5 protein-coding genes and 2 pseudogenes are annotated in these 6834 nt (G+C 71.1%); 6 read left to right on the forward strand and 1 reads right to left on the reverse strand.

The features are described 5' to 3' along the window. From Q2100_RS28520 to bla, 4 genes are all read left to right on the forward strand, one after another. A partial coding sequence (locus tag Q2100_RS28520; RefSeq protein WP_302916740.1) for a hypothetical protein occupies positions 1 to 359 on the forward strand: 359 nt, incomplete at its 5' end. Positions 360 to 370: 11 nt separating this feature from the next. Continuing rightward, positions 371 to 1348, forward strand: coding sequence for a phosphotriesterase family protein (locus tag Q2100_RS28525; protein WP_302916741.1), 978 nt, complete (start codon positions 371 to 373; stop codon positions 1346 to 1348). Beyond that, positions 1348 to 2823 carry an AMP-binding protein gene (locus Q2100_RS28530; protein ID WP_302916742.1) on the forward strand — a complete coding sequence of 492 codons (1476 nt, stop codon included), beginning with the start codon at positions 1348 to 1350 and terminating at the stop codon, positions 2821 to 2823. The genes Q2100_RS28525 and Q2100_RS28530 overlap by 1 nt, the downstream gene beginning before the upstream one ends. A gap of 43 nt (positions 2824 to 2866) precedes the next feature. Then, entirely contained in the window at positions 2867 to 3763 is an 897-nt protein-coding gene (gene bla / locus Q2100_RS28535) for a class A beta-lactamase (RefSeq protein ID WP_302916743.1), read from the forward strand. Between the two features lie 4 nt (positions 3764 to 3767). On the opposite strand, the pseudogene Q2100_RS28540 reads toward bla, so the two are convergent. Next, positions 3768 to 4974: pseudogene (locus Q2100_RS28540) on the reverse strand (acyltransferase family protein); the annotation flags it as partial. Between the two features lie 146 nt (positions 4975 to 5120). Here Q2100_RS28540 and Q2100_RS28545 point away from each other — a divergent pair. Further along, complete coding sequence (locus Q2100_RS28545) at positions 5121 to 6317, forward strand: cell envelope lipid trafficking protein PgfA (RefSeq protein ID WP_264011488.1); 1197 nt, start codon at positions 5121 to 5123, stop codon at positions 6315 to 6317. 14 nt (positions 6318 to 6331) lie between these two features. Continuing rightward, a pseudogene (locus tag Q2100_RS28550) lies at positions 6332 to 6834 on the forward strand (hypothetical protein); the annotation flags it as partial.

Below are 6834 nucleotides of genomic sequence, written 5' to 3' on the forward strand. Positions count from 1 at the left end.
CGGACGACCCGGCACTGCCCTGGCGGCCCGGCCCGTGGTGGGCTGGCGCGGCCGCGGTCGGCGTCGGTGGTGTCGTCTCCGGTGTGGCCGGCGCACTGGTCGTCGGGGCCGCACTGGCGGTGCGGTACGTGTTGCGGAACCGCGCGCGGCTGCTCGACAGGATCACGATCGGCACCGTCGCCACCGGTCTGATCGCGGCCGGCGCCGTGTTGAGCCAGACCCCCTGGCGCTCGGTCGACGGGTACGCCGGGCATTCGGTGGGTGTCCAGTTGCTGGCACTGATCTCGGTGGCGACGCTGGCCGCGTCGGCGGTGCCGGATCGCCGCGAACCGGACCCGCCCGGCGCCGCACAGCCCTAGCATCGACGGTGATGCCGCAGCTCAACACCGCACGCGGAGCGCTCGATACCGCCGACCTCGGCGTCACGCTGATGCACGAGCACGTGTTCATCATGACCACCGAGATCGCGGTGAACTACCCCGAGGGGTGGGGCGACGAGCGCACCCGCATCGCCCGTGCGATCGACCGCCTCGACGAGCTCAAGTCGCGCGGGGTGGACACCATCGTCGACCTCACCGTCGTCGGCCTCGGCCGGTATGTGCCGCGGATCGCCACCATCGCCGCGGCCACCGAGCTCAACATCGTGGTCGCCACCGGCCTGTACACCTACAACGACGTGCCGTTCCGGTTCCACTTCCAGGGCCCGGGCACCGCGCTGGGCGGACCCGAGGTGATGACGGAGATGTTCGTCCGCGACATCACCCACGGCATCGCCGACACCGGCATCAAGGCCGCGATCCTCAAGTGCGCGACCGACGAACCCGGACTCACCCCCGGCGTGGAGCGGGTGCTGCGCGCCGTGGCGCAGGCGCACCGCCAGACCGGGGTCCCGATCTCCACCCACACCCACGCCGCCACCCGCCGCGGGCTCGAACAGCAGCGCGTCTTCGCCGAGGAGGGCGTCGACGTGTCACGCGTCGTCATCGGCCACTGCGGCGACACCACCGACCTGGCCTACCTCGAGGAGCTCATGGCCGCTGGGTCGTATCTCGGGATGGACCGCTTCGGCGTCGACGCCTACCTGTCGTTCGAGGACCGCGTCGCCACCGTCGCCACGCTGTGCGCGCGCGGCCACGCCGGGCAACTGGTGCTGTCGCACGACGCCTCCTGCTACTTCGACGCGCTGCCCGAGGCGACGCTGCCGGTGGCGATGCCCAACTGGCACTATCTCCACATCCACAACGACGTGCTGCCCGCGCTGCGCCGGCAGGGTGTGACCGAGGAGCAGATCACCACGATGCTGGTCGACAATCCGCGCCGGATCTTCGAGCGCCGGGGCGGGTACTGATGGCACCGGTGGACCCGATCGGCACGCAGGTTTCGCAGCTGGCCGCGCAGGATCCCGGCGCACCCGCGGTCACCTGCGCCGGGCGCACCCTGACCAGGGCGGAGCTGGACGCGTCGACCAATCGGCTCGCCCGCGCTTACGCCGAACTCGGTGCGCAACAGGGCGATTACGTGACGGTCGTGGTACCGAACTCGATCGGCTGGGTGCAGGCCGTGCTGGCCGCATGGAAGCTCGGCGCGGTGCCGCAGCCGCTGTCGGCCCGGTTGCCCGACGCCGAACTGGCCGCGCTGCTCGCGCTGCGGACGCCTGCGCTGCTGGTCGGCCGGGCCGATCCCAACGGCGTCGCGCGCAGCGTCCCGGCCGACTTCGAGCCCGATCCGGGGGTGTCGGCGGACCCACTGCCGGAAGCGGTTTCGCCGGTGTGGAAGTCGATGGCCTCGGGCGGCAGCACCGGCAGGCCCAAGCTGATCGAGGCAGGCAACGACAGCCGGGTGCCCGCGCTGATCGGTGTGCCGCTGGGCGCCGAACACGGTGACGTGAACCTGATCTCGGTGCCGATGAGCCATAACACCGGGTTCACGACCTTCGCGATCGGCCTGCTGATGGGCCACCACATGGTGGTGATGCCTCGGTTCGACCCGCACGAGTTCCTGCGCCTGGTCACCGATCACCGGGTCACGTTCCTGACCACGGTGCCGACGATCATGCAGCGGCTGCTGCCGGTGTACCGGGCCGCCGTGGAAGCCGACCCGGCCGCCTACGACCTGTCGTCGATCCGGCGGTTCTGGCATCTCGCCTCGCCGTGCCCGCCGACGGTCAAGCGGGCGTGGATCGACCTGCTCGGCCCCGACGTGGTGTGGGAATTGTACGGCGGCACCGAATTACAGGCGCTGACGTTCATCTCCGGCGACCAGTGGCTGAGCCATCCGGGATCGGTGGGCACGGTGGTCGCCGGTGAGATGACGGTGCTCGACGACGACGGGAACACCTGCCCGCCGGGAGTGACGGGCGAGATCTACATGCGGCGCGCACCCGGCAGCGCGCCCACCTACCGCTATGTCGGCAGCACCGCGAAGAGCCGCGACGGCTGGGAATCGCTCGGCGACCTGGGCTACTTCGACGACGACGGCTTCCTCTACCTCAACGACCGGCGGGTCGACATGTTCACCGTCGGTGGCCGCAACGTCTATCCCGCCGAGGTCGAGTCGGCGTTGTCGGCGCACCCGGACGTGTTGTCCTGCCTCGTGGTCGGGATCCCCGACGACGACCTTGGTCAGGTGCCGTATGCGCTGGTGCAGCCCGGACCGGATTCGGCGCTCGACGAGGCGGCGGTGACGGCGTTCGTCGCGGAGCGCCTCGCCGGATACAAGGTGCCCCGCACCGTCGAGTTCACCGACCAGCCGCTGCGCGACGACGCGGGCAAGGCTCGTCGGTCGGCCGTGCGCGACGCCGTCATCGCGAGGGCGGCGCGTTGACCCGGCGACCCGGCCGCGGCGCCGCCATGGTTCGGTACACACCATGAGCCCACAACTGAACCGGCGCCACGCCATCGGGCTGGCCCTCGCGCTGACGGCCGGCACCGCCGTCCGGCCCGGCCTCGCCGCCGCCATGCCCCCGATCGCCGATCCCGAGATCCAGGGCCTCGAGGAGCGCTTCAACGCCGAGATCGGGCTCTACGCCGTCGATCTGGTGTCGTCGGCCACGCTGATGAACCGGCCGGACCAGCGCTCGGCGATGTGCTCGACGTTCAAGGCCTACGCCGCCGGACGGCTGCTCCAACTCGCCGACCAGGGCGCGTTGCGGCTCGATGCCACACCGGTGCAGGTCGCCGCGGCCGACATCGTCGCCAACTCGCCGGTCACCGAGAAGCGCGTCGGTACCACGATGACACTGGCCGAGCTGTGCGCCGCCGCGCTGATCAACAGCGACAACACCGCGGGCAATCTGCTGCTGCGCGCGATCGGCGGCCCGCAGGCGATCACGGCCTTCGCCCGCTCGATCGGTGACGACCAGACCCGACTCGACCGCTGGGAACTCGACCTCAACGACGCCGACCCCGGCGACCCCCGCGACACCACCACCCCCCGCGCGCTGAACGGCGGCTACCGCGCACTGCTCACCGGCGGCGTGCTCACTCCGCCGTCGCGGCAGCGGCTGCTGGACTGGATGCTGGCCAGCGTGACCTCCGGCACCCGGTTCCGGGCCGCCCTGCCCGCGGGGTGGACCAGCGCCGACAAGACCGGCGCCGGCGACTACGGCACCACCAACGACTCCGGCCTGCTGCTCGGTCCGGCCGGTCAGCGGCTGCTGGTGACGGTGCTGACCCGCTCTCGCGACGGCCGGGAGAAGGTACCGCCGCTCAACGACGCCGTCGCCGAGACCGTGCGCGTCACGCTGCGCAGGCTGGGGCACTGACGCGTCAGTGTGAGATCGGTTCCGCGGCCCCGGTGACGGCACTGTCGAGCGGCGGCACCGGCCTTCCGTCGACCCTGGGCCGCCGGTACTCCCAGCGCCGCAGCGCCACCCGGCACGGCGATTCGACCAGCGCATAGCTGACGGCGGCGATCGCGAACCCGAAGACGAGTGTGAGCGCCAGCACCACCGGCATGTGTCCGGTGAAGGCGAACTCGCCGATCACCGGGAACACCATCGCCAGGGCGGCGAGGTGCCAGACGAACAGCCCGTACGACCACCGGCCCAGCGTCACCATCACCGCGCTGCCGAGCAGGCGGTGCGGGGTGTCCGGCCGGTCGAGCACCAGCGGCGCCAGCAGCGCCGCGGCCAGCACCGCGCCCATCGCCGTCTTCACCATGAACTGGTCGGTCGTGCCGGGCGTCAGCCCCTCGGGGCCCGCGACCGGCGACGCCGCGACGAGGTAGGCCGCCACCGCGACGACGGCCATCAGGATCCGCCTTCGCGCCAGCCGGTGCGGCCAGGACACCGGGGACACCGTCAGCTCCGCGAGCAGCATCCCGGCGGCGAACCAGGAGAAGAACGCCGGCGGCCAGTTCAGCGAGTTGACGCCGAGGGGGGTGCTGATCGGGATCAGCGCCCAGCCCAGGCTGGCGAGCGCCGCCGCCACGATCACCGGGATGCGTGCCCGCACCGGCACCCGCCGCGCCAGCAGCGCGAGCAGCGGCAGCACCAGGTAGAAGCTCACCTCCACCGACAGGCTCCACATCTGGGTCAGCCCGGCGGTCAGGGTCAGCGGCACGTAGATCTGCGTCAGCGTCAGGTTGGCCAGCCACACCGTGAGGTCGGCCCTGGCGTCGGGCAGCAGGGTGAGGATGACGACGACCGCGACCAGGTAGCCCGGCATGATGCGGACGATCCGCGACCGCAGGTAGTGCCCAGTCGGCGGGACCGGGCGCAGGCCCCTGGCGGCCGCGGCGTGCCCGCGCCACAACAGGAACCCCGACAGCGCGAAGAACACCGCCACCGCGAGGTCGAAGCGGCCGAGCAGACGGCCGTCCACACCGCCGGTGTGCCCGGTCTGGAACGCCACGTGGGTGACGACGACGCCGGTGGCCGCGCAGGCGCGCATGCCTTCGACGGCAGGCAGGAAGTCGCGCTGCCCTCCCGATCCGGTCGCGGTGGCCACGGCGACCAGTGTGCCGGGCCGGCGAACGGGTAGTACCTCCACACCCCCCGAGCGGCCCGCGGGCCGCAACCTCGTAGTAAGTACCCGCCTTATTGTCTGCTGTTAGGGTCAGACGGGTTTTGCCGCGACCTCAGGCCATCCGGCCGGAGTCCAAGCCGAAGGAGGCACGGTTTGAACCGCGCAGTGGCGCTGCGTATTGCGGCTTGCGGACTCATGGGGCTCGGAGCTGCCCTTCTGATCGCCGCCCTGTTGCTGTCGACCTACACCAAGAGCAAGGTGGCGAAGGTCCCGTTGGACATCGACGCCACTCTGGTCAGCGACGGGTCGGGCACAGCCTTCGATCCGGCATCGCTGCTCGGTGAACGTTTCGTGGTCGACCGCGACGTGCCGTTGAGCCTGCAGCAGCAGGTCAGCGTCGAGGCCCCGTCCAACGCAGACGTGGTGACCCTTCAGGTCGGCTCGACGCTGCGGCGCACCGATCAGCAACAGGACAACGGACTGCTGCTGGCGATGGTGGACACCGTGACCCTCGACCGGTCCTCGGCGATGGCCGTCTCCAGCGAGAGCAATCCGGGTGGTGCGGTGCAGAAGCCCCGTGGCATCGACGACGACCAGCCGCCGACCAGCATCGCGCTGCCGCACGAGGGGCTGACCTACCGCTTCCCGTTCGACACCGAGAAGAAGACCTACCCGCTGTTCGATCCGATCGCGCAGAAGGCCTACGACGCCAACTACGACGGCGAAGAGGACGTCAACGGGCTCACCACCTACAAGTTCACCCAGAACGTCGGCTACGACGACGAGGGCAAGCTGGTCGAGCCGGTGAAGTACTCGTCGCTCTACGAGGACGACGCCGACAGCCAGGTCACCGCGCGGGCCGCTCTGTGGGGCGTTCCCGGCGACCCCGAAGAGCCGATCACGATGAGCCGCTACTACGCGGCGCAGCGCACGCTGTGGGTGGATCCGGTGTCGGGCTCCATCGTCAAGAACGAGGAGCACAGCTACCACTACTACGCGCGGCAGGCCCTCGAGCCCGAGGTCACCTTCGTCGACTACAAGGTGGCCTCCACCGAGGAGACCGTCGAGACGCAGGTCGCCGCGGCACGAAGTGAGCGCGACCGGGTGTCGCTGTGGGGCCGCATCCTGCCGATCACGTTCACTGCGGTGGGGCTTCTCGCCCTGGTCGGCGGCGCGCTGCTCGGTTCGTTCAGCATCCGCGCCGAGTCGGCGCTGATCGACCCCGGACTCGACGAGGCCGATCACGGCTTCTTCGACACCATGGGCATCCAGGTGCCCGGCGCCGAGGCCAAGACCGAGAAACTCCCGGCGCAACGGCCGACCGACCTGCCGCCCGACAGACCGGTCTGATCGGGGCGCTCGTGCTGCCGGCGTACGCGCTGGCACTCGCGCTGGTGGTGACCGGGCCGCTGCTGGCGCCGGGATACCTGCTGCTGCGCGACGCGGTCTCCACTCCCCGGTCGCACCTCACCGACGCCGCCCTCGGACTGTCCGACGCCGCACCCCGGGCGCTGCCCCAGGACTTCGCGGTGGCGCTCGGCTCCCATGTCGTCGACGGCGGTGTCGTGGTCAAGGCTCTGCTGGTGGCCGGCCTGTGGCTGGCGGGCTGGGGTGCGGCGCGGTTGACGGCTGCGGTGCTGCCCGACGCCGGACGCGCCGGCCAGGCCGTGGCGACCACGCTGGCGATCTGGAACCCGTACGTCGCCGAACGCCTCCTGCAGGGTCACTGGAGCCTGCTGGTCGGATACGGCTGCCTGCCGTGGGTCGCGGCGGCGGTGCTGCGCCGGCGCGAGGGTGCGGGCTGGTGGTGGCCGCTGGCGTTCTGGCTGGCGCTGGCGGGCCTGACACCGACCGGTCTGATGCTGGC

The sequence above is a fragment of the Mycolicibacterium arseniciresistens genome (genome assembly GCF_030519285.1).
Classification (GTDB): domain Bacteria; phylum Actinomycetota; class Actinomycetes; order Mycobacteriales; family Mycobacteriaceae; genus Mycobacterium; species Mycobacterium arseniciresistens.

Coding starts and splice junctions, on each gene's coding strand:
- bla (WP_302916743.1), top strand. CDS start 2,867: ATGAGCCCACAACTGAACCGGCGCCACGCCATCGGGCTGGCCCTCGCG.
- Q2100_RS28530 (WP_302916742.1), top strand. CDS start 1,348: ATGGCACCGGTGGACCCGATCGGCACGCAGGTTTCGCAGCTGGCCGCG.
- Q2100_RS28525 (WP_302916741.1), top strand. CDS start 371: ATGCCGCAGCTCAACACCGCACGCGGAGCGCTCGATACCGCCGACCTC.